Source organism: Pantoea sp. S61, assembly GCF_016625145.1.
Taxonomy (GTDB): domain Bacteria; phylum Pseudomonadota; class Gammaproteobacteria; order Enterobacterales; family Enterobacteriaceae; genus Pantoea; species Pantoea rwandensis_B.
The window spans coordinates 295,705-320,684 of sequence record NZ_JACVUO010000001.1 but is presented as its reverse complement, the minus strand read 5'-3'; the positions used below and the strand labels follow the sequence as shown (position 1 = coordinate 320,684).

Annotated in this window: 25 protein-coding genes; 22 read left to right on the top strand and 3 right to left on the bottom strand. The window is 53.1% G+C overall.

The window, feature by feature from the left end; genetic code table 11:
* Positions 1–153 precede the first annotated feature (153 nt).
* The 16 genes from IAE30_RS01585 (at position 154) to IAE30_RS01510 (ending at position 15,968) form a co-directional block, all read left to right on the top strand.
* On the top strand, positions 154–612 hold the full coding sequence (locus IAE30_RS01585) for a (2Fe-2S)-binding protein (protein WP_200678016.1): 459 nt from the start codon (positions 154–156) through the stop codon (positions 610–612).
* Positions 609–2,846: a molybdopterin cofactor-binding domain-containing protein gene (locus IAE30_RS01580; protein ID WP_200678014.1), complete on the top strand. Its 2,238-nt coding sequence runs from the start codon at positions 609–611 to the stop codon at positions 2,844–2,846. Before IAE30_RS01585 ends, IAE30_RS01580 begins: the two co-directional genes overlap by 4 nt.
* Before the next feature lie 11 nt (positions 2,847–2,857).
* Complete coding sequence (locus IAE30_RS01575; protein ID WP_200678012.1) at positions 2,858–4,195, top strand: cytochrome c; 1,338 nt, start codon at positions 2,858–2,860, stop codon at positions 4,193–4,195.
* A 54-nt stretch (positions 4,196–4,249) separates the two neighbouring features.
* Positions 4,250–5,260, top strand: a complete 1,011-nt coding sequence (locus IAE30_RS01570; protein WP_200678010.1) for an XdhC family protein — start codon at positions 4,250–4,252, stop codon at positions 5,258–5,260.
* Positions 5,257–5,835, top strand: a complete 579-nt coding sequence (locus IAE30_RS01565; RefSeq protein ID WP_200537680.1) for an NTP transferase domain-containing protein — start codon at positions 5,257–5,259, stop codon at positions 5,833–5,835. Before IAE30_RS01570 ends, IAE30_RS01565 begins: the two co-directional genes overlap by 4 nt.
* Positions 5,836–6,016: 181 nt before the next feature.
* On the top strand, positions 6,017–6,496 hold the full coding sequence (locus IAE30_RS01560; RefSeq protein WP_200537681.1) for a cupin domain-containing protein: 480 nt from the start codon (positions 6,017–6,019) through the stop codon (positions 6,494–6,496).
* 10 nt (positions 6,497–6,506) lie between these two features.
* A complete protein-coding gene (locus tag IAE30_RS01555; RefSeq protein WP_200678008.1) occupies positions 6,507–7,250 on the top strand; it encodes a carboxymuconolactone decarboxylase family protein in 744 nt (247 codons plus the stop codon).
* 316 nt (positions 7,251–7,566) lie between these two features.
* Positions 7,567–8,562, top strand: a complete 996-nt coding sequence (locus tag IAE30_RS01550) for an MsnO8 family LLM class oxidoreductase (protein WP_200537685.1) — start codon at positions 7,567–7,569, stop codon at positions 8,560–8,562.
* Between the two features lie 13 nt (positions 8,563–8,575).
* The gene (locus IAE30_RS01545; RefSeq protein ID WP_045834117.1) at positions 8,576–9,712 is read left to right on the top strand and encodes an amidohydrolase; all 1,137 of its coding nucleotides are present in this window, start codon (positions 8,576–8,578) and stop codon (positions 9,710–9,712) included.
* 81 nt (positions 9,713–9,793) lie between these two features.
* Entirely contained in the window at positions 9,794–11,107 is a 1,314-nt protein-coding gene (locus IAE30_RS01540) for an LLM class flavin-dependent oxidoreductase (protein ID WP_200678006.1), read from the top strand.
* 18 nt (positions 11,108–11,125) lie between these two features.
* Positions 11,126–12,058 (top strand): ABC transporter substrate-binding protein, encoded by a 933-nt coding sequence (locus IAE30_RS01535; RefSeq protein ID WP_200678004.1) that lies wholly within the window; start codon positions 11,126–11,128, stop codon positions 12,056–12,058.
* Between the two features lie 9 nt (positions 12,059–12,067).
* Positions 12,068–12,580: a GNAT family N-acetyltransferase gene (locus tag IAE30_RS01530; protein ID WP_045815415.1), complete on the top strand. Its 513-nt coding sequence runs from the start codon at positions 12,068–12,070 to the stop codon at positions 12,578–12,580.
* A 9-nt stretch (positions 12,581–12,589) separates the two neighbouring features.
* Positions 12,590–13,510, top strand: coding sequence for an amino acid ABC transporter permease (locus IAE30_RS01525; RefSeq protein WP_200678002.1), 921 nt, complete (start codon positions 12,590–12,592; stop codon positions 13,508–13,510).
* The gene (locus tag IAE30_RS01520) at positions 13,494–14,288 is read left to right on the top strand and encodes an amino acid ABC transporter ATP-binding protein (RefSeq protein ID WP_045815413.1); all 795 of its coding nucleotides are present in this window, start codon (positions 13,494–13,496) and stop codon (positions 14,286–14,288) included. The genes IAE30_RS01525 and IAE30_RS01520 overlap by 17 nt, the downstream gene beginning before the upstream one ends.
* Positions 14,288–15,193, top strand: coding sequence for an ABC transporter substrate-binding protein (locus IAE30_RS01515; RefSeq protein WP_200678368.1), 906 nt, complete (start codon positions 14,288–14,290; stop codon positions 15,191–15,193). Before IAE30_RS01520 ends, IAE30_RS01515 begins: the two co-directional genes overlap by 1 nt.
* Before the next feature lie 346 nt (positions 15,194–15,539).
* A complete protein-coding gene (locus IAE30_RS01510; protein ID WP_234472653.1) occupies positions 15,540–15,968 on the top strand; it encodes a hypothetical protein in 429 nt (142 codons plus the stop codon).
* Between the two features lie 45 nt (positions 15,969–16,013).
* On the opposite strand, the gene IAE30_RS01505 is transcribed toward IAE30_RS01510, so the two are convergent.
* Positions 16,014–17,375: a bifunctional diguanylate cyclase/phosphodiesterase gene (locus IAE30_RS01505; protein WP_200678000.1), complete on the bottom strand. Its 1,362-nt coding sequence runs from the start codon at positions 17,373–17,375 to the stop codon at positions 16,014–16,016.
* A gap of 409 nt (positions 17,376–17,784) precedes the next feature.
* Between IAE30_RS01505 and IAE30_RS01500 the strand changes: the two genes are divergently transcribed.
* The 3 genes from IAE30_RS01500 to IAE30_RS01490 all read left to right on the top strand — a co-directional run bounded on the left by IAE30_RS01500 (position 17,785) and on the right by IAE30_RS01490 (position 19,585).
* The gene (locus IAE30_RS01500) at positions 17,785–18,345 is read left to right on the top strand and encodes a non-canonical purine NTP pyrophosphatase (protein WP_045815411.1); all 561 of its coding nucleotides are present in this window, start codon (positions 17,785–17,787) and stop codon (positions 18,343–18,345) included.
* Positions 18,342–19,136 carry an SIR2 family protein gene (locus tag IAE30_RS01495; RefSeq protein ID WP_034829783.1) on the top strand — a complete coding sequence of 265 codons (795 nt, stop codon included), beginning with the start codon at positions 18,342–18,344 and terminating at the stop codon, positions 19,134–19,136. Before IAE30_RS01500 ends, IAE30_RS01495 begins: the two co-directional genes overlap by 4 nt.
* A 74-nt stretch (positions 19,137–19,210) precedes the next feature.
* Positions 19,211–19,585 (top strand): YebG family protein, encoded by a 375-nt coding sequence (locus tag IAE30_RS01490; protein ID WP_200677998.1) that lies wholly within the window; start codon positions 19,211–19,213, stop codon positions 19,583–19,585.
* A gap of 246 nt (positions 19,586–19,831) precedes the next feature.
* Here the strand turns inward: IAE30_RS01490 and IAE30_RS01485 are convergent, their stop codons facing one another.
* Positions 19,832–20,938 carry a Fic family protein gene (locus IAE30_RS01485; RefSeq protein ID WP_082082055.1) on the bottom strand — a complete coding sequence of 369 codons (1,107 nt, stop codon included), beginning with the start codon at positions 20,936–20,938 and terminating at the stop codon, positions 19,832–19,834.
* Between the two features lie 718 nt (positions 20,939–21,656).
* Between IAE30_RS01485 and IAE30_RS01480 the strand changes: the two genes are divergently transcribed.
* Genes IAE30_RS01480 through IAE30_RS29935 form a run of 3 tightly spaced genes read left to right on the top strand, consistent with a single transcriptional unit; the run spans position 21,657 to position 23,391 of the window.
* Positions 21,657–21,929: a hypothetical protein gene (locus tag IAE30_RS01480; protein ID WP_234472652.1), complete on the top strand. Its 273-nt coding sequence runs from the start codon at positions 21,657–21,659 to the stop codon at positions 21,927–21,929.
* On the top strand, positions 21,892–22,563 hold the full coding sequence (locus IAE30_RS29940; RefSeq protein ID WP_234472651.1) for a hypothetical protein: 672 nt from the start codon (positions 21,892–21,894) through the stop codon (positions 22,561–22,563). Before IAE30_RS01480 ends, IAE30_RS29940 begins: the two co-directional genes overlap by 38 nt.
* A gap of 51 nt (positions 22,564–22,614) precedes the next feature.
* Positions 22,615–23,391, top strand: a complete 777-nt coding sequence (locus tag IAE30_RS29935; protein WP_234472650.1) for a PQQ-binding-like beta-propeller repeat protein — start codon at positions 22,615–22,617, stop codon at positions 23,389–23,391.
* 80 nt (positions 23,392–23,471) lie between these two features.
* Here the strand turns inward: IAE30_RS29935 and IAE30_RS01470 are convergent, their stop codons facing one another.
* On the bottom strand, positions 23,472–24,932 hold the full coding sequence (locus IAE30_RS01470; protein WP_200537695.1) for an MFS transporter: 1,461 nt from the start codon (positions 24,930–24,932) through the stop codon (positions 23,472–23,474).
* Between the last annotated feature and the right edge of the window lie 48 nt (positions 24,933–24,980).

Here is a 24,980-nt window from a genome sequence, read left to right as displayed (position 1 = left end):
GTAACCCGTGACGCTCACTCATTGGTGAATTTATCTCATAGGGGCATTCAACTGGCGGCTATTCTGCTTTTCACTATTATTTGTAAGGATAAAAAATTACCCCCTTCGATTCGCCTTTTGTGAGCGTGGTATTACCAATGGGAGCGCATACCGATGGAACTGCATATTAACAATAAGACTTACCAGACTGATGCTGACGCGGATACCCCATTACTGTGGGTGATCCGTGACGATTTGGCCATGACAGGCACCAAGTATGGCTGCGGCCTGGCGCAATGCGGCGCATGTTCAGTGATGATCGACGGTCAGGTTGTTCGTTCCTGCGTTACGCCAGTGGAGAAAGCCGTGGGTAAACAGATCACCACCATCGAAGCCATCGAAACTGATGACTTAGGCAAGCGACTGGTGGAAGCGTGGATCAAATATCAGGTACCCCAATGTGGCTATTGCCAGTCGGGCCAGGTGATGGCGGCAAGGGCACTGTTGCAATCTAATGCACAGCCTTCTGAGGAAGAGATTGCCGCTGCAATGGTCAACCTGTGCCGTTGCGGAACCTATAACGCCATCCGTGCGGCGATTCATGAAGTTGCTGGCATGGAGGCGAAGGCATGATTCGCTTTGAAGACACTGACGAAACACTGGGAGAGCAGCCCGCTAATCTCTCACGCCGCCGCTTTTTGCTGGCCAGCAGCAGCCTGGCCGGTGCGTTTGTGCTGGGTGTGGGTTTACCCATTGGCGAAGGACGGGCGCAATCTGCCGATGTTGTGCTGCCTCCTGGCACGCGTGTGCCAGCTTTCCTGGAAATTCGCCCCGATAGCTCGATCAAATTCCTTTCGCCTTTTGTCGAAGGTGGACAGGGGATTTTTACCGCCATGGCGCAAATCGTCGGGGAGGAACTGGATGCCGATCCCGCCACTTTTGTGGTTGAGAATGCACCCGCCGGTTCGCAATACAAGGTGATGGACAGTGGAATGCGCATCACTGGGGGGAGCCAGTCTGTTCGATCCAGCTATACCACCATGCGTCGGTTGGGTGCACTGGCACGACAGATGTTACTGCAGGCAGCGTCGACTGCGCTCTCTGTGCCGGTTGATGAGCTGCATACTGAACCGGGACGCGTCATTCACGCCGCTTCTGGTCGCTCGCTGACCTACGGTGAACTGGCTGAGCGTGCGCGCGATTTGCCGGTGCCTGCGCCTGAAACGGCAAAACTTAAAGATCCCGCTCAGTTTCGTTGGATCGGTAAGCCGGTTCAGCGTCTGGATATGCATGAAAAATCCACCGGACAGGCCATTTACACCATTGATTGCCGCGTTGATGACATGCTGCATGCGGCCGTTCAGCATGCGCCACGACTGGGCCTGACAGCGGGTGACATCCGTAATTTGGATCAGGTAAAAGCCATGAAAGGCGTGCATTCCGTGCACGTGCTGCCGGGTGCGGTTGGCGTGGTTGCTGAACGCTGGTGGCAGGCCAAACGTGCAGCCGAAACGCTACAGGTGTCCTGGCAAGAGCCGCAGACACCCGATGCGAATTACATGCCGGCGGATTTTTCCACTGAGGCCTTTGCCACAGCACTGGCTCAGGAACCTGGTAACGGTGAGGATGCGGAAGTGAAAGGGGATTTCGACCAGGGCATGTCAACGGCGAAAACGACAGTAAGCGCGACTTACCACAGCCAATATCTTAATCACGCTCAGCTGGAGCCGCCGTCAGCACTCGCGCGCTTTAATAACGATGGCACGCTGGAACTGTGGATCCCTAATCAGGCACCGGAGATGTTTCAGGCGGATATCGCTAAGCGCACCGGACTGGCAGCGGAAAACATCATCATTCACTCGCCGCTACTCGGTGGATTTTTTGGCCGCCACTTTGTTTATGACACCGCAATGGTCTATCCGCAGGCGATTCAACTGGCTAAAGCGGTAGGGCGTCCAGTCAAACTGATTTGGAGCCGTGAAGAAGAGTTCTTGCGTGATACCCATCGGCCTATGGCCGCCGTGCGCTTTCAGGCCGGACTGGATGCGCAAGGCTACCCGGTTGCGCTGGAGGCCATCAGCATATGCGAGGGGCCTACCGAAGGCATAGCCGGTAAACACGGCAGCAAACTGGACCCCACGGCAGTGGAGGGACTGGCAGGAAAATCCTACACGATTCCCAACGTGCGCATCGCTCAGATTTATAAAAAGGGGCCAGTCAAACTCGGTTACTGGCGATCCGTGGGCAACTCGATGAATGATTTTCTCTATGAGTGTTTCCTCGACGAAATTGCCGATCACAGCAAACTCGATCCCTTTGCTTTGCGTCTGCATTTGCTACAGGGCAATGATCGTTTAACCACTTTGCTGAATGCGGTGGCAGAGCTTTCAGGGGGCTGGCAGGCAGGCCCCTACACGGCGGCAGACGGTACACGTCGTGCACGCGGTGTGGCGATGGCTTCGCCGTTTGGCACTGAAGCGGCTGCCATTGCTGAAGTGTCCATCGAAAACGGTCAGGTCACCGTGCATCAGATATGGGAAGCCATAGATCCCGGCAGCATTGTGAATCCGGCGATAGTCGAAGCACAGGTTAACGGCGCTGTGGCGCTGGGGTTATCACAGGTTCTGCTGGAAGAGAGTGTGTACGAGAAAGGGCAGCCAGTGGCGCGCAACTACGATATGTATCCCATCTTGCCGCCATCACGTATGGCGCAAGTGCACGTACGCATCGTGGAGAGCGGCGCAAAAATGGGCGGCATCGGTGAACCGCCGCTCCCTGCGGTGCCGCCCGCTGTGGCGAATGCGGTTTCCCGACTAACTGGCGAGCGCATTCGCGCCATGCCTCTCTCTCGCTATACCTTCAGCTGACGGGAATAACCATGAAACTAAAAAAGTTTGGGCTGATATCAGCGGTCGTCGTTTGCGTGGCTGTGCTGGTATCGCTTTGGCTCATGCGTACGCCTGCTTCACATTTTGATCATCAACCCATGAAGCAGACTATGGCGTCAGCGGACATGGTGCGCAAAGGCGAATATGTTGCCCGTCTTAGCGATTGTGTCGCTTGCCATAGCACACCTGATGCGCCGCCATTCAGCGGCGGACTGGCGATGGCCACGCCGGTGGGCAAAATTTTTACCACGAATATCACGCCAGATAACGATACCGGTATTGGCCGCTACACCCTGGCTGATTTTGATCGTGCTGTCCGCCATGGTGTCGCGCAGGATGGTCATCGGCTCTATCCCGCCATGCCGTTTCCTTCATATCAGAAACTCTCCGATGACGATATCGCCGCGCTTTATGCGTTTATGAAGCAGGGTGTTAAACCGGTATCTCGCCAGAACATTGCCTCTGAGATTCCCTGGCCGTTGAATATGCGCTGGCCGCTGGCATTTTGGAGCGCGGCCTTTTCACGCGGCGGACCTTATCAGTCACAGGAAGGACATGATGCTCTGTGGAATCGTGGTGCGTATCTGGTTGAAGGTCCGGGGCACTGTGGTAGCTGCCATACGCCGCGCGGTCTGGCATTTAATGAAAAGGCGCTGGATGCCAGCAGCCCAGATTACCTGGCGGGGGCATTATTAGATGGCTGGTACGCGCCGAGTCTGCGTAATGATGCGAATACCGGCATCAGCCGCTGGAGTGAACAGGATGTGGTGACGTTCCTGAAGCAGGGGCGTAACCAGCATGCGGTGGTGTTTGGATCAATGGCTGACGCCTTCAATAACTCGACGCAGTTTATGAATGATGACGATCTGCGTGCGATTGCGCACTACCTAAAAGCGCTGCCTGCAGGCAGTCATAATGCAGGCAGCCATTGGCAGTATCAAACAACGGAAAGCACCCTCGCAGACAACCTCTCTGGTCGTCAGATTTATACGGCGCGATGCAGCAGCTGTCATGGTGCCGATGGACGCGGTCAGGCACCGTGGATCCCACCGCTGGCGGGTGCAACCTCGATGCAAGTGGATTCCGCTTCGGCCATCAATGTGGTGTTGAATGGTTCCGCGCGTATTGTCGCCGATGGCGTGCCAGATGCTTACCGCATGCCGCCTTATCGGAAACAGTTGACCGATCAGCAGGCTGCTGAGGTGCTGAATTTTATCCGTACTTCATGGGGAAATCAGGGGGATAAAGTGGATGCAAAAGCGGTCAGTGAGCTGCGGGGTAAAACCGATCCGGCCAGCAGTAACGTGATTATTTTGCAGATGCGTTAGCCATGAAACTTGCGACTTTTGATAAGACGATGAAATGCCAAACGGGAGAATCCCATGCACAATCTTGATGTGCAGGTTATCCGTACTGCGCTGACGTGGGCAGAGGAATCTCCCGTGTGGCTGTGTACGGTGCTCAGCACTTATGGCTCATCGCCGCGGCCGCCTGGCGCGATGATGGTGATCAGAGAAGATGGTTGTTACTGCGGTTCACTGTCGGGTGGATGTGTGGAAGAGAGCTTTATCGCGCGCATTAGCGAGGCGGTATTCTCCGCGGCGAGCCAGATAGTGCGTTACGGTGAGGGCGGCTTTGCACCCGATCGCGCGCTGCCTTGCGGTGGTGTGCTGGATATCCTGGTGGAAAAGTTGCTGCCCGACAGTGTGGCCATCGACTATCTGCAGCGCATGCATCAGGCGATGGTCAGTGCCCATTCGCTTGAGAAGAGACTGGTCATACCCAACGCCTGCCATGCGGTTAAACCCGGCGATTATGCCAGTCACACCTTTGCTCAGATCAAGGGGGCCGAAGTGGTGCTCACCCTCTCGGCTCCGCCCAGAGTGATTATTGCAGGCCTCTCGAACGTTGCGTTGTTTTGCGCGAATTTCGCGCTGGCACTGGGTTTCGAAACGCTGGTGTGTGAACACCGTGAGGAAGTGCTGCTTAACATGGCGGGCGATCTCGATAATGGCATCACATTGATCAGGCAATTCCCGGCCGCCTATCTGGAACGAGAGGGTTGCCATCCCGCTACGGCGATCCTTTCACTGACCCACGATCCCCGTATTGACGATCTCACGATGATGGAGGCGGTCAATCTGCCGGCTTTTTACATTGGTGCGATGGGATCGATGAATAATAGTCAGCGCCGTAAAGAACGTCTGGTGCGGATTGGTGAATTGGAGCCCCGGCAGATCAGCAGAATCCATGCCCCTGTGGGGATCGATATTGGCAGCAAAACCCCTGCTGAAATCGCGCTGTCAATCATGGCGGATATCGTTCGCTATAAAAACGGTGTGCGCAGTGCCGAGGTTGCCTCTGCACATGACGTGAGCGCTGTGCATCCATGAAGTTCGCCATACTGATCATGGCAGCGGGTTTAAGCCAACGTTTCAGAAAGTTGAACGGCGGGCATAAATTGCGCGCGTTGTTACAAGATAAGCCTGTGCTGCAGCATACGCTTGAGCAGGCAATCGCAACCGAAATGGATGTGTATGTGGTGTCCCGGCCTGAAGATCGGGACATTCATTTGCTGGCCAGTCGGGCAAAGCTGATAACAGTGGCAAGTAACGGATTAGGGCACTCAATTGCCGCAGGCGTTGCAGCCACATCTGATTATGATGGTTGGTTGATTGTACTGGGCGATATGCCGTTACTGACCACATCCAGCTATCTGGCGGTGGCGCGCGCATTGCAGACGTCCCCTTTGGTGCGTAGCGAAGTGCAGGGGATGCCCGGTCATCCAGTGGGGTTTCAAAAACCCTTTTACGCAGAGTTGATTCAGTTAGAGGGTGACAATGGCGCTCGCGCATTGCTCAGCCGCCATCCCGTGACGCCAGTTAAATTAACCGATCTGGGCTGTCTTAAGGATGTTGATACGCCCGCGATGCTCAGTCTGCTCGCACAGCGATTATCTGAGGATTAAAAAGGAGGCGTAAAAGTGGAGGCCATTATCCTCTGATTATTGGTGAATTTTGTTCATAAACCCATCCTGATTTGGCCACCTTATCAATCAATCCCCGTGGTCTTACACTTTTTAACAGCAATGAATGTGGCCGCCACTACCCCGGTGGTCATCACCCAAACTGAAGCAGGGAGCCCGCATAATGAGAATTGCTGCTGCACTCATCCTGGCGTTATCTGTCTCAGCCGTTTCTGCAAAGGAGAACACATCCATGATCACTGTTTGGCAAAGTGGTGAAAAACCCTCAGTTAAAGGCAATGCCGAATATTTTACCGGCACCGTGCGTATTGATGCGCCGTTTCAGGGCAGTGAGCCTGCACGTATTGGCGGCGCGACGGTGACCTTCGAACCCTCCGCGCGCACGGCGTGGCATACCCATCCGCTTGGGCAAACGCTGATTGTGACAGCCGGTCTGGGCCGCGTGCAGGAGTGGGGCGGTGAAGCCCGTGATATTCGTCCTGGCGATATTGTGTGGATCCCGGCAGGCGTAAAACACTGGCATGGCGCTGCGCCGGAAAACAGCATGTCACACATTGCTATTGCTGAAGCTGAAAACGGCAAGGTCGTTGAGTGGCTGGAGAAAGTTAGCGATGAACAATACGGATTGAAGATCTCTCTGTAAGGAGTGAAGGATGATGAAAAGCATCAATGCCTCGTTAATGATGTGCGCTGCGCTCGCCTCTTCAGTGAGCCTGGCCGAAGAACCCTCCGAGCCAGAGCAGAAAAGGTATGCCGCGCTCCTGCAAAAACAGACGCATCCGCTGAGTCAGCAACAGAAGAGTATTGCGGTGATCGCGGCCTACGCTGCGACGGGAAACATAGCCAAACTCAATGATGCGCTGAATCAGGGATTAGATGCGGGTCTGACCGTCAGCCAGTGTCGTGAGGTGCTGGTGCAACTTTATGCTTATGCGGGCTTCCCTCGCAGCCTCAACGCGCTGGGAGAGTTGATGAAAGTGATTGATGCCCGCCGCCTACAGGGCAAAAATGACCAGCCAGGCAATGAGGCTGGGCCGGTTCCAACGCCAGAAAACATGCTCGCCGCCGGCACGCGCAATCAGACGGCGCTGGTAGGCAACCCGGTGAAAGGGCCACTGTTTGACTTCGCTCCCGCCATCGATCAGTTCCTCAAAGCGCATCTGTTTGGCGACATTTTCGCGCGTGACAATCTGGACTGGAAAAGTCGTGAATTAGCCACCGTGGGCGCATTAGCGGCAATGAGCGGGGTTGAGTCGCAACTACAATCGCATCTGCGTATCAGCATCAATGTGGGCTTCGACAAATCACAACTGGCGGAACTTCAGACTGTGTTTACCGCGCAGGGAGAAGAAGCGATCGCTCAGCGAATTGACGCGGCGTTGGCACAGATAAAATAATAAATCCCTTATAAACGCACCGGTATTTATTCCGGTGCGTTTTGCTGTTTAATATAATAACGGAGAATGTATTTCCTCAGGCTTATATCCAATATTGCAAACCTTTCCCGATTAGTTTATTACGCCTGACTCATGGTTATCGATATCGCAGATTGACGCTCAACCTTCTGTTTTACATCATTTATTCATCCATTAATATTTCGCTCACCCCTGATATGCATTAATTAAAAATGCATACGACAATATTATGTTTTACCCGTTACCCGCCGCCATCACACACTGCTCGCCATAATCACTGAGAAAAAGGATTTGGCGTATGTCATATCGACTGAGCTTGTTAGATAAATCGCCGATTGCCGATGGAGAGAGCGCATCGCATGCCCTGCATCGCACATTACAGCTGGCGCAGCAGGCTGAAGCCTGGGGCTATCACCGTTTCTGGCTGGCGGAACATCACAATACTGACCGCCTGGCGAGTCCCTCTCCTGAACTGTTGATCGCGTGGATCATTGGTCAGACGCAGCATATTCGCGTCGGATCGGGTGGTGTCATGTTGCAACACTACAGTCCTTATAAAGTCGCCGAAAATTTCAACCTGCTTGCCTCGCTCGCGCCAGGTCGCATCGATCTCGGTGTGGGTAAAGCGCCAGGCGGATTGCCGCTCTCAACCCGCGCCTTGCAGCAGGGCATTCACCAGGATGAGAAGGGCAGCTTTGCTGAACAACTTTCACTGCTGGATAGCTGGCTGGATGTTCCGCCAGTGGGTGATGAAGAGATCCTGCGTGCCACGCCGCAGCCGCCACGTCCGGCCAACCGATTCCTGCTGGGTGCCAGCGAGCAAAGTGCCCGGCTGGCAGCAGAATTGGGCTGGCAGCTGGTGTTTGCTGCACATCACAACGGCGATCCACTGTTGATGGAGCAGGTGCTTAATGGCTATCGCCAGTACAGCAACGGCAAGCAGGCGCTGGTGGCCGTGCAGGTGGTGGTCGCCGATTCACCGGCTGAAGCTGATTTGCTGGTAGATAATTTGCGCGTCTATCACGTCAGTGTGAAAGATGGCCCGAGCGTTAATGTCGGCAGCGTTGAGCAAGCGGAACGCTACGTGCGCCAGGGCGGTTATACCGATTATGTCATTGAGCCGCGCACGCCTTCTTTACTGAAAGGCACTGCCGCGCAGGTGCACGCCAAACTGGATGCTTTGCACCAGAATTTTGGCATTGAAGAGTTCGTGATTGATACCCCGATTGCTGAGGAGCAGGCGCGAGTGAAATCTCTCGAACTGCTGGCAACGCATCGACTGGTTGCGGCGTAATCTGGAGATAACCATGACTCACACAATCGAACAGCAACTGATTGACTGGCGACGCGAGCTGCACAGCTGGCCTGAGCTGTCTGGGTATGAGGTAGAAACCACGGCGCGTTTGCGCCGCTGGTTACAAGACGCTGGCTTGCGGTTGCTCGATTATCCGCTGGAAACCGGGTTGGTGGTTGAAGTGGGTCAGGGTGAAACGCTGATCGCGTTGCGAGCTGATATTGATGCTCTGCCGATTCATGAAGCCACCGGCCTCGCATACCGTTCGCGTAATGCGGGTGTCATGCATGCCTGCGGCCATGACGTGCACAGCGCGGTCATGCTGGGCGCGGCATTGCAACTCCATGCCCTGGAAGATCAACTGCCGGGACGTATCCGTATTCTGTTCCAGCCTGCCGAAGAGAATGCTACCGGTGCGCGCAAGTTGATCAATGCTGGTGTGCTGCAGGATGTGCAGGCGATCTTCGGTATGCACAACGAACCGGGTTTACCGACGGGGGTTTTCGCCACGCGCGGCGGGGCGTTTTACGCCAATGCTGACAAGTTTGTGGTGCGTGTTGCCAACCCTGATAAGGGCACGGACACCATCCTCGTCGCCAGTCAGATCATTCAGGCGCTGCAATCACTGACCAGCCGTAGTTTTAATACCCTGGATAGTCTGGTGCTGAGCGTGACCCGCATTGAAGCCGGTCAGTCCGGGACTGCTTTACCGGGGGATGCCGAGTTTGGCGGCACGGTGCGCACCCATGACAAACAGGTGCGGGCGCAGCTGGAACAGCGCGCACGACACATTGTCGAGCACATTGCGGCGGCGAACGGTGCTACGGCGACGTTCAGCTGGCATCCGGGCCCGCCGGTGTTAGAAAACGATGCCCGCTGGGCGCAGTTTGCCAGTGAGATTGCACAGCAGGTGGGGTATCGCGTGCAAACCGCAGAACTGCATCTCGGTGGCGAAGATTTTGCTTATTACTTACAGCAGGTCCCCGGCGCGTTTGTCAGCATTGGCAGTGCCAGTGAATTTGGTCTGCATCACGGCGGCTTCAATCCAGACGAAGCACTGATTGCCCCTGCCGCGCACTACTTCACCCAACTGGCGCAGCAGGCCTTGCAACATCTTAATGCACGATGTCGTGACACCGTTCTGAGTTAGCCCACTTAACCCAATATTCCCCGCTCTGCATGGCGACGAAACCGTCGCCGTCAGGCTATGCCATGGAAAAGAGAGAACACTATGACTGCAAGACAACTGCGACTCGGCACTATTCTACATGGCGCATCTGGCAATATGTCCGCCTGGCGTCATCCAGCGGCGCAGGCCAATGCCAGCATCAATTTTGACTATGCAAAACACATCGCGCGCAAGGCGGAAGCCGGCAAGCTGGATTTTCTGTTTGTCGCCGATGGTTTGTTTATCAATGAAAAATCCATTCCCCATTTTCTCAATCGCTTCGAACCGCTGACGTTGCTTTCCGCGCTTGCTGGCGTGACCGAACATTTAGGATTAGTGGGAACGGTCTCCACTTCCTACAGCGAACCTTTCACCGTCGCGCGTCAGTTTGCCAGCCTCGATCACCTCAGTGGCGGGCGTGCGGGCTGGAACGTGGTGACTTCGCCATTGGAAGGATCGGCGAAAAACTTTTCTCGCCAGCAGCACCCGGAGCACGCGCTGCGCTATCGCATCGCCGACGAGTATTTGCAGGTGGTGAAAGGGCTCTGGGATTCGTGGGAAAGCGATGCTTTTGTGCGTAACAAAGAGAGCGGTCAGTTCTTCGATGCGGCCAAACTTCATACTATCAATCACCACGGTGATTTCTTCCAGGTGCAGGGGCCACTGAACATCGAACGCACGCCACAGGGACGTCCGATCGTCTTTCAGGCGGGGGCGTCAGAGGATGGTAAAAAGCTGGCAGCGCGTCACGCTGATGCCATTTTTACCCATCAACCAACGCGAGAAGAAGCGCAGGCTTTCTACAAGGATGTGAAAAAGCAGCTGGTAGCCAACGGGCGTGAACCGCAGGATCTGCATATCTTCCAGGGCGTTGGCGTGATCGTTGGCGATGATGCCGAAGACGTTGAGCATCAGTACCAAACCACAGCCGCTTTGGTTTCCATTAAAGATGCATTGAACTATCTCGGTCGCTTCTTCGATCACCATGATTTCTCGCAGTACCCGCTGGATGAGCCTTTCCCGAATATTGGCGATATCGGCCAAAACAGCTTCCGCAGTACCACTGATGAAATCAAACGTAAGGCGCGAGAGCACGGCCATACGCTGCGTCAGGCCGCACTGGAAGCTGCCACGCCGCGTCCGCTGTTCTTTGGCACGCCAGATGAGGTGGCGGATGGCTTACAGCTGTGGTTTGAAACCGAAGCCACCGATGGCTTCATCATCCAGGGCGGCACGCCGGATACCTTCGAACGCTTTGTCGATCGCGTCATTCCCATCCTGCAAGCGCGCGGTTTAACCCGCAGCGAATACCCAGGCACCACGCTGCGTGCCAGTTTCGGTCTAAAAGATCCCGTAAATCAGTTCACACAACAATAAATTAAAGAGAAAAACGCTATGCAGAAGAAATCCCTTATTGCGCTGATGCTGCTGAGTTTAAGCAGTGCGGCTTTGGCTGAAGACGTGGCAGTGAACGGTCAGCAGATCAGCATCGAAGCCAATAAAACGCCAGTGAACACCGTGGCGAATCCCGCTGCGGTGGCGCAAATTCCTGCCGGACATAAGTTTGCCGTGCCGGGTTCATTTACCGTGGCAGTGGCCGCGCAGAATTCTCCGCCGTTAACCGTGTTCAGCGATGACAACAAAACTTTGCTTGGCAGCGAAGTGGATATCGCTCGTCTGGTGGCCGATAGCCTGGGGTTGAAGCTGAATGTCGTGCCAACCTCATGGGAAGACTGGCCGCTCGGTGTGGCATCTGGCAAATATGACGCGGCAATCTCTAACGTTACCGTGACCAAAGAGCGCAAAGAGCGCTTCGATTTCGCCACCTACCGCAAAGATTCTCTGGGTTTCTACGTTAAGTCCAGCAGCCAGATTAAGTCATTGAACAAAGCCGAAGACATCGCCGGGCTGCGCATCATTGTGGGTTCCGGCACCAACCAGGAAGCCATCTTACTGGCGTGGGATAAGGAGAATCAGGCTAAAGGACTGAAGCCTTTCACGCCGGTGTACACCAAAGATGATGCTGCACAAACGCTCGCGCTGCAGTCCGGCCGCGCCGATGCCTACTTTGGGCCTAACGTGATTGGCGCATGGAAAGCCGCGTTAACCCATCAAACCAAACTGGTGGGCAGCGTGGATGGGGGTTGGCCGAAAGCGGCACACATCGCAGTGACGGTGAAAAAAGATAACGGTCTGGTGCAGTCGATTAACACGGCACTCAATGGCGTGATCAAGAACGGCGATTACGACAAGGTGCTGAACCGCTGGGGTGAAGGTGTGGAGCGTCTCGATCACTCTGAAATCAACCCGGCCGGACTCGGCGATTAAGGAGGCGGCATGAGTCAGCAATTTTTCCGCGAGGTGCATCCCGAGGCCGAGGAGTTACAGCCCATCATTACCGGCCTGTTTGGTGAATACGCCGCACGTTACGGCGATTTCTTCAAAAGTGCCAATGAAGTTGAGCTGACCGAATGGTACTTGCCGCCGCGTGGGCTGTTTATCGTGCTGGAACGTGACGGCGAGATCATCGCCATGGGTGCCTATAAACCCTATGACGCCGTGACTGCCGAGTTTAAACGTATCTGGACGCGCAGCGATCTGCGTCGTCAGGGACTGGCGCTGCTGATTTTACAGGAGCTGGAGCGCCGTGCGTTACGCGCCGGTTACCAGCGAGTGTTCCTGACCACCGGATTTCGTCAGCCGGAAGCCGTACAGCTGTATATCGGCCATGGCTATCAGCCGCAGTTTGCGCTGCTGGAAGATATGGAAATCTACAGCCAGCCACCTCATGACGGGCGCTTACGTTTCCTCAAGGTGATTGATGTGCACAGCGTGGCGCAAGCCAGCTAAGGAGTTGAGATGAGTCAGGAACAACATTTAACCGTGGTGCCCGCACGCTATCCAGGAAGGATCATCGGGGCGGTTGTCGCGCTGTTTATTCTGGCCAGCGTGGTTGATTCGGTGGCCTTTAATCCCCGTTGGGAATGGCGTGTGTTTGCTCGCTGGTTCTTTGACCCGGTGATCCTTACGGGGCTCGGGCAAACGTTATTGCTGACCTTATTCGGCACCGTACTGAGCCTGATTTTTGGCGGCCTGCTGGCACTGGCGCGACTCTCTTCATCATGGTTATTGAGCACGCTGGCGTTTGGCTACATCTGGCTATTCCGCTCGCTGCCGCTGATTGTGGTGCTGATCATTTTGTATAACTTCTCCTATCTCTACGACACGCTGTCGCTCGGCGTGCCCTTTACGGCACTGTCGTGGGGGCATTTCCAGACCATCAACGTGCTGGGGCAATTCCCGGCAGCGGTGATTGGACTGACGCTAGTGCAGAGCGCCTACAGTGCGGAGATTATTCGCGGTGGCTTTTTGGGCGTCGATCACGGTCAATTTGAAGCCGCGTCCGCACTGGGATTATCTTCGTCCCGTCGAACCTTCCGCATCATTCTGCCGCAAGCACTACGCGCCATCATTCCTACCACGTTTAACGAAATCATCAGCCTCGCCAAGGGCACTTCGATGGTGTACGTGCTGGCAATGCCGGAGCTGTTTTACACCATCCAGATGATCTACAACCGCACTCAGCAGGTGATTCCGCTGTTAATGGTGGGCGCGGCCTGGTATCTGATTATCACCACCGTATTGTCACTGCTGCAGCACAGCGTTGAACGTTGGCTGGCACGTAGTGTCACGCGTGAACCGCAACCGTCGCGCTGGCGTCAATGGCGCAATCGCTCTGCTACCGCTAATGAGGAGCTGTCCCATGTCCGAAGCCATTGATTATCGTCATCTGCATACCACAGGTGCCATCAGCATCACCGGCGTCAGCAAATCGTTTGGTAAACACAAAGCGCTGGAAGATGTATCGCTGGAGCTGGAACCGGGATCGGTAACGGTGATTCTTGGTCCGTCGGGGTCAGGGAAATCCACCCTGCTGCGCACCATTAATCATCTTGAGCGCGTGGACGAGGGTTTCATTCAAATCGACGGTGATTACATTGGCTACCAGCGTCGCGGTGACAAGCTGTATGAGCTGAAAGAGAAGGCGATTTTGCGTCAGCGCATCAACGTTGGCTACGTGTTTCAGAACTTCAATTTGTTCCCGCATCTGACGGTACTGGAGAACCTGATCGAGGCACCGATTGCCCATCGTCAATTATCACGACGCGAGGCGATTGAGCGGGCGGGAGAATTGCTGGATATCGTGGGATTGCGCCATAAAGCCGATGCCTGGCCGCGTCATCTTTCGGGTGGGCAGCAGCAACGTATCGCGATTGCGCGTGCATTGATGCTGAATCCGCGCGTGATGCTGTTCGATGAGCCGACATCAGCGCTCGATCCCGAGCTGGTGGGCGAAGTGCTGGACGTGATTAAAAAGCTGGCGCGCTCCGGTACCACCCTGGTGATTGTGACGCACGAGATTGGCTTTGCGCGCGAAGTGGCTGATCGGGTGGTGTTTATGGTGGATGGCCGCATCGTCGAGCAAGGTAGCACGCATCAGGTGCTCAATCAGCCGCGCCATGAGCGCACCAAACGATTTTTGGCGCGAGTCCTATGATGGAAAGAGTGATTGTCAGCGCGCTTGCCGCATGGTTATTCAGTTCACCGCTGTTGGCAGCAGAAACACTGGATGCCAAAAACAACGAAACGCCAATCCATATTCCGGCTAACCCGCAAGCCATTGCCAAAATTCCGACGGGTTTTCATTTTGTGACGCCGGGATATTTGACGGTGGCGACCACGGCATCCAATTCACCGCCAATCGGCTTGTGGGCATCAGATAACAAAACGCTGATTGGTAGTGACCCTGATTTTGCCCGCTTACTGGCCGACAGTTTGGGCTTAAAACTCAAACTGGTGCCTGCCGCCTGGGAAGACTGGCCGCTGGGCATCACCGCAGGGCGTTATGATGTGGCGATGTTCAACATTGCGGTGACGGAAGAACGGAAACAAAAGTTCGATTTCGCCACCTATCGTGCCGATAACCATGCGTTTGCCGTCAAAGCAGACAGTGCGATTACGGCGATCAACGGGCGCGAGGATGTGGCGGGTAAACGCATCATTGTCGGTTCGGGTACCAATCAGGAGAAAATTTTGCTGAGTTGGGATGCGAAGAACCGCGCGCAGGGGTTGGCGCCGGTTCAGCCGATTTACCTCAATGATGATGCTTCAGCGACGCTGGCGTTGCTTTCCGGACGAGCGGACGCCTCTTTTGGTCCGCAAGCGATGGCGGCATGGAAAGTGGCGTCACGCGGGCAAACTAAAATTGTCGGACACGGACCTTTCCGTGCGTGGGTCGCGGTGACCACCAAAAAAGGCAATGGTCTGGATTTGGCGTTACAGCAGGCGATAAATGGCGCAATAGCCAGCGGGCAATATCAACAGGTGCTGGCTCGCTGGGGAGAACAGGAGGAGGGCGTGGAAGCGTCACAGGTCAATCCACCTGGCATTGTTTATCAGTAAATAATTTTTTTGTTAATTGAGAGAAAACTCACAGCTTGATGGTTGTGAGTTTTTTGCTTTTCAGCGTAATTGTGAATTCATTCATTCTTTTATTTATGTTTCGCATGATTTAAACGGTGAATTTCGATTTTTTGATCGTGAATTAAACTCGCCTTGCATTTAATTAATCGCTTCAGATGGTTTTTTTATCTTCTCTTACAAGGAACGGTATTGTTTAGCCTGTCGGTAAAGTGTCATATTGACGTTTCCTGAGGGAATGTGAGGTTGAAAAAGAGTAAAAAGGATTTTGAATGGGTCTGGCTTAACCTGCATTACCCAATCAACGTTTAAAAAGATTGGGGTTAACATGTTAGTTGAAAATATAAGAAGTCATCTTAATGCCTGCCACGCGCAATCCGTACAGTGCAGAAAAATTAAGCAGCCGAGATTGGGAGAAATTTTCATGGAGTCAAGAATCAGGAAGCTGGAAGAGACAGTGGCCATTATCGCCACAGATGTTGCTGTTATTAAATCGAATTATGCCACTAAGCAGGATATGGCAGAAGTCAGGACGGAAATCGTTGAGGTCAAATTAGAAATAGGGGAAGTGCGGTCGGAGGTTCGAGAAGTGAAAGGCGATGTTGCGTCAGTAAAGGAAAATTACGCGACCAAGGCGGATGTATTGGCGATCAGGGGCGATCTGTACCAGGCGCTGAACAAACAAACCAAATGGATGGTTTCGATGCAGTTCGTTACGTTGGGACTGGCGTTAATCATCGCCAAAGCGATATTTTAATCCTGCGTACAATGGCGGCTCAGCCGCCGCCATTGCACAAGTCTCTTACGTTGTGGCTTTACGTATCCAAAGCGCAGCCTCTCCCGCAGGCAGTGGGCGGGCGAAGTGATATCCCTGAAACAGGTTGCAGCCTTTTTCACGGAGATAGTCGAAATACTCCTCACTCTCAATGCCTTCAGCCAGCACGTTTAATCCCATCTCGCGTGATAACTCAATCGTCTTGTGCACTACAATCGCTGCAGATTCATTATCAAAAATATGCATGATTAGTGATTTGTCGATTTTGATATCATCAATTGCGAAATCACTGATCGATTTGAGAGAGGAATAGCCTACGCCAAAATCATCAATTGCCCATTGAATGCCTAACTGACTAAAGTGCTCAATAACGCCGCTAATTCTTTTTTGATCGTAAATAAACGTCGTTTCAGTAATTTCAAATTTTAACCTTTCCGGACTGATCTTATAATGTGAGAGCGTCAGCAAGGTATCCTGAGTGAAATCCCGATGCATCAATTGTAATGGGCTGATGTTTATCGAAAACTTTAGATGGCTAAGATGATACGAGCGATCCCAATCAGACATTTGCTGCAGGGTTTTTTCCATCACCCATCTACCAATCTCAATAATCAGACCACTTTTCTCCGCCACAGGAATAAAGACCTCTGGTGAGATGAAACCTTTCACGGGATGTTTCCAGCGAAGTAACGCTTCGAAGCCTATCAGCTTTTTATCTATATCGACTTGTGGCTGATAGTAGAGTTCCAGCTGATTCTTCTCAATGGCATTTGAAAGTTCACGCTTAATCAGATCGGTTTCTGAATAATCACCGCGTGACGTGAACACGGTTAACAACAGTGCGATAATCGGCACACTGCAATTAACCATATAGAAGCCAGGTTCTTCAGGAATGCTGAGCTGAAAAGCGCCATCTTGCCAGGTTAAGCCTGTGGTGATAAACAACAGATAAAATGCCAGACAAAAGAGAGGAAAGACTTTACTGAGATAGCCAGATTGCTGTCGTAGCACCAGAGCAGAACCAATGGTTAAAGCCATTAGATAATTATATTCAGATCGCTTACCAATTGTATGATAATTATCCAATAATAGTAGCAGAATAATACTGAGTAGTAGCGCATGCACGATGATGTAAAGGTTGCGTTTTAACCCACTGCAAAAAGCGGCACAAGTGATGTAAACGCCGAGTGTCGTGCTGGCACCATATAACCAGGCAATGTCATGGTGACCCCTGATAGCGTTAAACAACACCATATAAATCCCGGCAAGAATGCTGGATGTCCCGGCGATCATTAAGGTTAAGCGCAGTTTCTTTTCCAGGCTATCACCTTTCAATATAAACGGCAGATTACAAATCCTTGAAAATACTGAACTGAAATAAGAGATCATTAGCTATTCTCAGTTTTATAGTCTTAATTATTTAATGTTTTCAGTCAGGTATATTAAGGAAAAGCGTGACGGCTGTCATATCTGTTTTCAGCTTATTTACACTTGTCTAAGCTGCATTGCGATTTGACCTATGCTAAGTCGAATGTGCGTTTTTTTGCGGTGAATTTTGGTGGAATGATGTGACTTAAGTCGGTTGATTGCCATCTGGTCGCCTGGCGAAAAAAAACGTGTAACACGCGCAGCGCATTTTCTGTTTACCGCGATTGTGCCTACCCTATGACAGGTCAGCACGTTAGAATGAAACCTAAGTGTCGTAAGGTCGCTGCTTAGCCAGAGGCAAAACAACAAGCGCTGGACACGTATTCAGCCTGGCCCGATTGTGAAATCCACTTTAAAACGACTGGTTGCAATGAAAATACGCTTTCTATCTGCCAATGAGTTAAAGCTTGCCGAAGTGCGCACCATCCTGGAGCCGGTCGGCGTCGAAGTCATTCCCATCGCCCGTCGCATTGAAGAAATTCAGACAGAAAATGAAGTTGAGCTGGTCCGCGACAAACTGACTAAAGCCTTTTCCATCATCGGTCGTCCGCTGTTTGTTGAACATACGGGCCTGTATCTGGATGGGCTGAATGGGTTGCCTGCCGGATTAACGCGCATTTTCTGGAGCCGTTTGAACGCCGAGCGCTTCACGAAACTGGTCAGCGGTCTGGAGACCCCCAGCGTGACAGCCAAAACGGTACTGGGCTATTGTGATGGCCGTAAAATGTACCAGTTTGAGGGGCAATTGCGCGGTACCATTGCGCCTGCTCCAGCCGGTCCGCGCGAATTTCAATGGGACTGCGTATTCATACCGGAAGGGCATTCGCAGACTTTCGCTGAAATGGGTGATTTTAAAAACGAAATATCCATGCGCAGACTGGCACTGGATCGTTTCGCCACCTTTCTAAAAACTTCACGGGGACTGGCATGAAACCGGAACTCAAACGCGCTTACGATGCAGGCAAACTGATCCTGTTTGCGGGCGCGGGTATTTCACGCAATCTTGGTCTGCCGGAATGGCATGAGCTGATTGCGCATCTGGCAAAAGAACTGGGTTACGACCCAAAGATCTTCAATACGTACGGCACGCACCTCTCTCTGGCGGAATATTACAAGCAGCGGAAAGGTTCGCTTGGCCCGTTACGCAGCTGGATGGATCGTGAATGGCATCGCCCGGATATTGACGTGCGCAGTTCTGAAATTCACACCATGATCACGCAGGGCAATTTCTCGCGTATCTATACCACCAATTACGATCGCTGGCTGGAGATGGCGCACGAAGCTCACAATGTGCCGTACAGCAAAGTGGCGAATGCGGCAGATTTGGTGTCATTGACCGAAGACAAGCGTCATATCATTAAACTTCATGGTGATTTTGACGATGATACCTCCATCGTGCTGGATGAAAGCAGCTACTTCGAGCGCCTCTATTTCGATTCGCCGCTGGATATCAAACTGACGCATGACGTGATGGGCAACTCGGTGTTGTTTGTCGGTTACAGCATCAGTGACTTTAACATTCGTCTGTTATTCTACCGCCTGACGAAAATGTGGGGCCGCACGGGATTAGCGACCGCACGGCCGAAATCCTACCTGTTTACCAACCGCAATAATCCGGTGGCGAAAGAAGTGTTGGGGCAGTGGGGTATCGAAATGATCGTTTCAGAAGAGGACGATCCGCGCAAAGCGCTGGCGACGTTCCTGGAAGAATTACTGGCTTAATGAGCATAAATCGTTTGCTCAAAAAAGTTTGCTTAGAATATACTGTATATAAATACAGTTAACCGAGGTGCATCATGGCAGTCGAAACCAAATATGTTGTTGTCAGAAAGGGTGAAGAAAAAATGACGTTTGCCAATAAAAAAGACGCGGATGCCTGGGACAAAATGCTCGATATGGCGGACGCCTTCACCGACTGGCTGCAGCAGCATCAGCCTGAACTGGATGAGGCACAAGCTGAAGCGTTAGGCATGTTACTGGCTGAACAGAAGGATGCGGTGCAGCATATCCTGCGTACCAGCAAATTACCGGATGCGGTAAAGGAAGAAGCGGCAGCCGAAGTCGAGACTGAGGCGTCTGCGGAATCGGAAACCTCTGCGGAATCTGAAGCTTCTGCGGAAGCAGACATCGGTAAACCCGAAAAGAAAGTGCGCGCAGTTAAAGCTGCCTGATACTTTGCTGAGAGCTGAGAGCTGAGAGCTGAGAGCTGAGAGCTGAGAGCTGAGAGTTGAAAGCTGAGAGCTGAAAGCTGAGAGCTGAGAGCTGAGAGCTAAGAGCTGAGAGTTGCAAGCTGAGAGCTGAGAGCTGAGAGTTGCAAGCTGAAAGCTGAAAGCTGAAAGCTGAGTGCTGAGTGCTGAGTGCTGAAAGCTGAAAACTGGGAGCGGCGAGAAGGTCGCTCCCGATGCCTCATTGATCCTCTACAGCTTGATCTGATAACGCGTGCTGCGCCCACCGCCCGGCAATTTCTCCAGACAACCTTTCTCCAGTAATTCCGTCAAATGGCGCGTCGCCGTCGCCTTACTGACCTTGGCCACTTTTTGGTATTGGCTGGCGCTAATGCCGTCCTCAAATCCCTGTTCACCGCCATCCAGCAAGCGATTCAATACGCGATTTTGCTCAGCGTTCAATTGGGCATTATGGTGAATCAGCCAGAATTTCGCTTTGTTTTGTATGCGCGTGACCGATGCCAGTGCCTCTTCCAGGCTGTCATTGAGCACGTCGAGGAACCACAGCATCCAGGCAGTGATGTCCAAATCGCCACGCTGTGTCTCTTGTAAAATCCGATAATAATCCGCGCGCCGGGTCAGAATCGATGACGACATGGCATATAGCCGGATGCTTTGGCTGTCTGCTTGCGCCAGCGCCAAATCCGTCAGTGCACGCGTAATACGGCCGTTGCCATCATCAAAGGGATGCAGCGTGACAAACCACAGATGGCAAATGGCGGCGCGCAGCAATGGATCGAGCTGGACCTCGTCATGGCTCTGATTAAACCAGCGAATAAACTGATCAAGCTGCCGTTCAAGCCCGTCACGCGGTGGCGCTTCAAAATGGACAGTTGGACGATCGATGCGTCCGGATACGACCTGCATCGGTTCTTCACCGCGCAAACCGCCCACGTTTAAACGCTTAATCGTCCATTCACTCGCCGGGAAAAGCCACTGATGCCACAGACACAGCCGCTCAAACGTGAGAGGCTCATCGCGCTGGGTGATGGCATCCATCATCATGGTGGCCAATCCTTCGGAACGTTCGGATACGGGATAAGGCTGCTCCAGCGAAACGCCTAAACGCCGCGCAAGGGAAGATCTTACTGACTCGGCGTTGACGCGCTCATCTTCGATAGCGGAGGAAGACAGAATATTGGCGAGTAGCGTATTCAGCGTTTGCGTATCGGCGTTATCCGATATGCTCGCCCGTCCCAGCAAAATACCGCGTTGCTGCTGCAGATAGCGTAATCGCGGCAGAAGTTTTTCCTCCTGCCAGTGAAATGTTGGCCATTCAGGCTGCTGCCATATCCACATATCATGCCTCATCTCATTTGCCAGTGAGCCAAACAGTCAGGCGATTAGGCTCATTGACTGAGCCATAAAGCCACCTTATTCGGCTCACATGATGAGTTGAATCATACTGCTTAATCGGCTCAAACGCCAGTTCACTCAGCCCACAAACGAATGTAAGCCGCATGAGAAGGCAAAATAGGTGGCGATTTCAGGCTGAAATTTTAGGTGAGCCGGGAAAGGGTGTGTGTGCCAGATGGCGACCTGAGCGCCGCCATCAGGGAAAATGAAGTGACTATCGTTGTAGAAGTGATGGAGAGTTGATTAATGTGTGAAGAGTGAAAATGTTCCAGAGTAATAGCTCACCATCCACGCCACATACACCAGCCAAACCAGTAACAATCCCGCTAAGCCTAATTTACCTGTCATGCTGCATTCCTCTTGTTATTTGGCGTCATGCGCCCTGTAAGGAATAAGCTGACAGGATGGTGAGATAGCGATCTTGCGCCAGATCAAAAACAGCAGGATTTTGTCGCGGAAATGCACAGACAAAAATTGATCGGGATAGGATAAGGGTGTTTGCCCCCACCTCAGTAAACTATTTATCACAGAAACTATAAGGAATATAAGCGGATAAAAAGTGCCGCTTATTTAGCATATTTGCCAAATACCCCGGCATAACCCTCGAAATATTCTAAAGTTAATCGCGGAGTTTAAAAAATACACAATCCTGCAATCGTTTATGGCAAAGGACATTATTTTGAACATCGCAAACCCAATACCCAGACTTTCGTTCTGGAATAAATTATTTGCCCTTATTCTGCTGTTGCTGGGGATTATCCTGGCCGCAGGAGGGGGCTGGCTCGTGGCATTAGGCGGAAATTGGTACTACGTGCTGGCCGGCATAGGGCTGATCATCCCTGCTGTACTGATATTCATGAAGCGCATCAGCGGTGCAGGCTGGTTCGCACTGGTATTTGTGGGCACGCAGTTTCGGCAATCAGGGCACGGTTAATCTCGCTGAAGATATGGGAGAAATCTACGATGGCTATGTGGCCATCAACTCAGCGCCGGTAGTGATGCGTGACACTCTGGTGGTGGGACATCAGACGATCGATGGCCAGCGCGCATTCGGCCCGCCAGGCGTGATCAAAGCTTATGACGTGCGCACGGGCGCACTGAAGTGGGCGTGGGATGCTGCCGATCCGGATACCGCCACACCGAAGAAAGGACCCAATGCGTACAAACGCGGTTCACCCGACGTCTGGACCTCGTTCACCGGTGATGACAAATTAGGATTGGTGTATTTGCCGATCGGAAACTCATCGGGTGACTATTGGAGCGGTACGCGCTCGCCTGCCGAGAATAAGTATTCAGTCTCATTGACTGCATTGAATATCGATACCGGTTTACCGGCCTGTACTTTCCAGACCGCGCATAAAGATGTCTGGGATTATGATCCCGGTTCTCAGCCGACGTTGGTGGATTATCCGGATAAAAACGGCGGTAAAACGCCGGCAATTATCATGCCGACCAAACAGGGTGAAATTTATGTGCTGGATCGCCGCACCGGTAAATCGCTGTTTGGTGTGGAGGAACGTCCGGTGCCCGGCGGCGGTGTAGAACCGGACCAGTGTTCGCCAACTTAGCCTTATTCGTTGTTCCATCACCTGAGTAAACCGGACCTCACTCCGCAGGACATGTGGGGCTTAACACCGGTGGATCAGCTGGTGTGCCGCATTCAGTTCCAGCAAGCCAGTTATAAAGGGCAGTACACGCCGCCGGAAGCCGATCGTCATTCGATAGAGTATCCGGGTTATAACGGCGGTTCTGACTGGGGCAGCGTGGCGGTGGATCCGACGCGTGGCATCATCATTGCTAACTACAACGATATGCCGAACTACAACATTCTGGTGCCGCGCGCCAAAGCCGATGCGTTGGGCTGGAAACCTCGTGATGAAATTCCGTATAACCCACACGATACCGGCCATGCGGAAGGGGCAGGCGATCCACAAATCGGTGTGCCTTACGCGGTGAACGTGAATGCGGGCTGGCGCTTGCCGTACACAGGAATGCTGTATAAAGAGCCGCCGTATGGTGGTATACGTGCCATCGATCTGCGTGATGGACGCACCGTCTGGGATCGTCCACTGGGCACCGCACGTCGTAATGGTCCGTTTGGCCTGCCAACCGGATTGCCGATTAATATTGGTACGCCGAATAATGGCGGTTCAGTAGTGACATCCAGCGGGCTGATCTTTGTCGCGGCCGCTACCGATGACTTAATTCGCGCCATCGACATGAAAACCGGTAAGGAAGTGTGGAGCACAGAACTGCCCGCAGGGGGCCAGGCCAACCCGATGATCTACACGCAAAATGGGCGTGAGTATCTGGTGATTGTTGCCGCCGGGCATCACTATATGGAGACGCCGGTGGGCGATTATGTGCTGGCGTACGCGCTGCCTGAACAGAAATAACCACCATTGAAAACGGGATTAGGCTGCTGCCTAATCCCGCTATATACATCCTGGCATCACATCTCTTTGGTCATCAGTCCTTAGGGATTCACCTCTTCCAGACGACGATTCAGCGTACGCGGACCAAATACACCGATGGTAAACACCACAATCGCCATCGCACCGGAAATCACGGCAAACACTGAACTCACCCCCATCTCACTCAGCACCCAGGCAATGGTAAAGCCCGACAGCATGCCGCTGATACGACTCACCGAATAGACCAATCCAATCGCTTTAGCGCGGAAACGCGTCGGAAACAGTTCAGCCTGATAGGCGCGGTAAGAAAACGTCATACAGGTACTGGCCAGCGACAGCAGCAGTCCCAAGGTCACCAGCATCACCGGTTGCGACTGCCAGGAAAATACCGTGCCGACGAGGGCAATGGCCAGCGCGGAGCCACTCACCAGCCACTTACGCTCAATGCGATCGGCAAAGGTCATTGCCACCAGTGGCCCCAACGGGCTGGCAAAAGCAATCAGGAAGGAATAGAGCAAACTGTGGGTAAAGGTCACACCTTTGGCTGCCAGCAGTGTCGGGATCCAACTGGCAAAACCGTAATAGCCAATCGACTGGAAGAAGTTGAACACCAGCAGCATGATGGTGCGACGACGGTACGGCGGACGCCACATTTCGTTTTTTGCAGCCGGTTTTGATTCAGTAGGCTGCAACAGATGGCTGTCAATCGCAGGCAGCGCGGAACCGGTGGATTTGGCCACACGCGCTTCGAGTCGGCGTACCACGTCTTCCGCTTCTTTGTAGCGGCTTTGCTCAACCAGCCAGCGTGGGCTTTCGGGTAATCCCATACGCAGGATCCACACCAGCACCGCGCCGATGCAGCCAAATAACACCACCCAACGCCAGCCGCTCAGGCCGAGAATTTCCTGTGGGACCAACTGCCATGAAAGAAAAGCGATGGTCGGGATCGAGGTGTACTGGATGGCCTGCACAAACGCATAGGATCGGCCGCGCAGGCGTGCCGGAATAAATTCGGAGACATAGGCATCAATGGTGACCAGCTCGGCGCCGACGCCAATACCCGACACAATGCGCCAGAATACAATGGAAAACGGATGGTGCTGAAACGCCATAATGCCACTGGCCACCGCGTAAACCAGCAAGGCGATAATAAACACCTTTTTGCGCCCGATGCGGTCAGCCAGATTGGCGATCAGCAAGGTGCCGAGGAAAACCCCGAGGAACATCGCCGCGACAAACGCACCAAGACTATGGGGATCAAAAAAGTTATGGCTACCGTGAGAAAAGATCCCCTCGCGAACCATGCCGGGACCGATATAGGCGGTCAGGAACACGTCATACACTTCAAACCAGCCTCCCAATGCCAGCGCAAAGATAATCAGCCACAGCGGGCGGGCGGCAGGTAAGCGTTCCAGACGCGCAGAGAGTTGCGCACCAAATGCCTTACCTTCTTCTGGTGTGAAGTTGTCACGCCAGGTCATCGGCGGGGGGATCGACTCGCTCAGCGAAATTTTTTTCAGCACGGTAGGGTACTCCGTTGTTTTTATAATGGTTTGTTAAGGGCTGGCCGG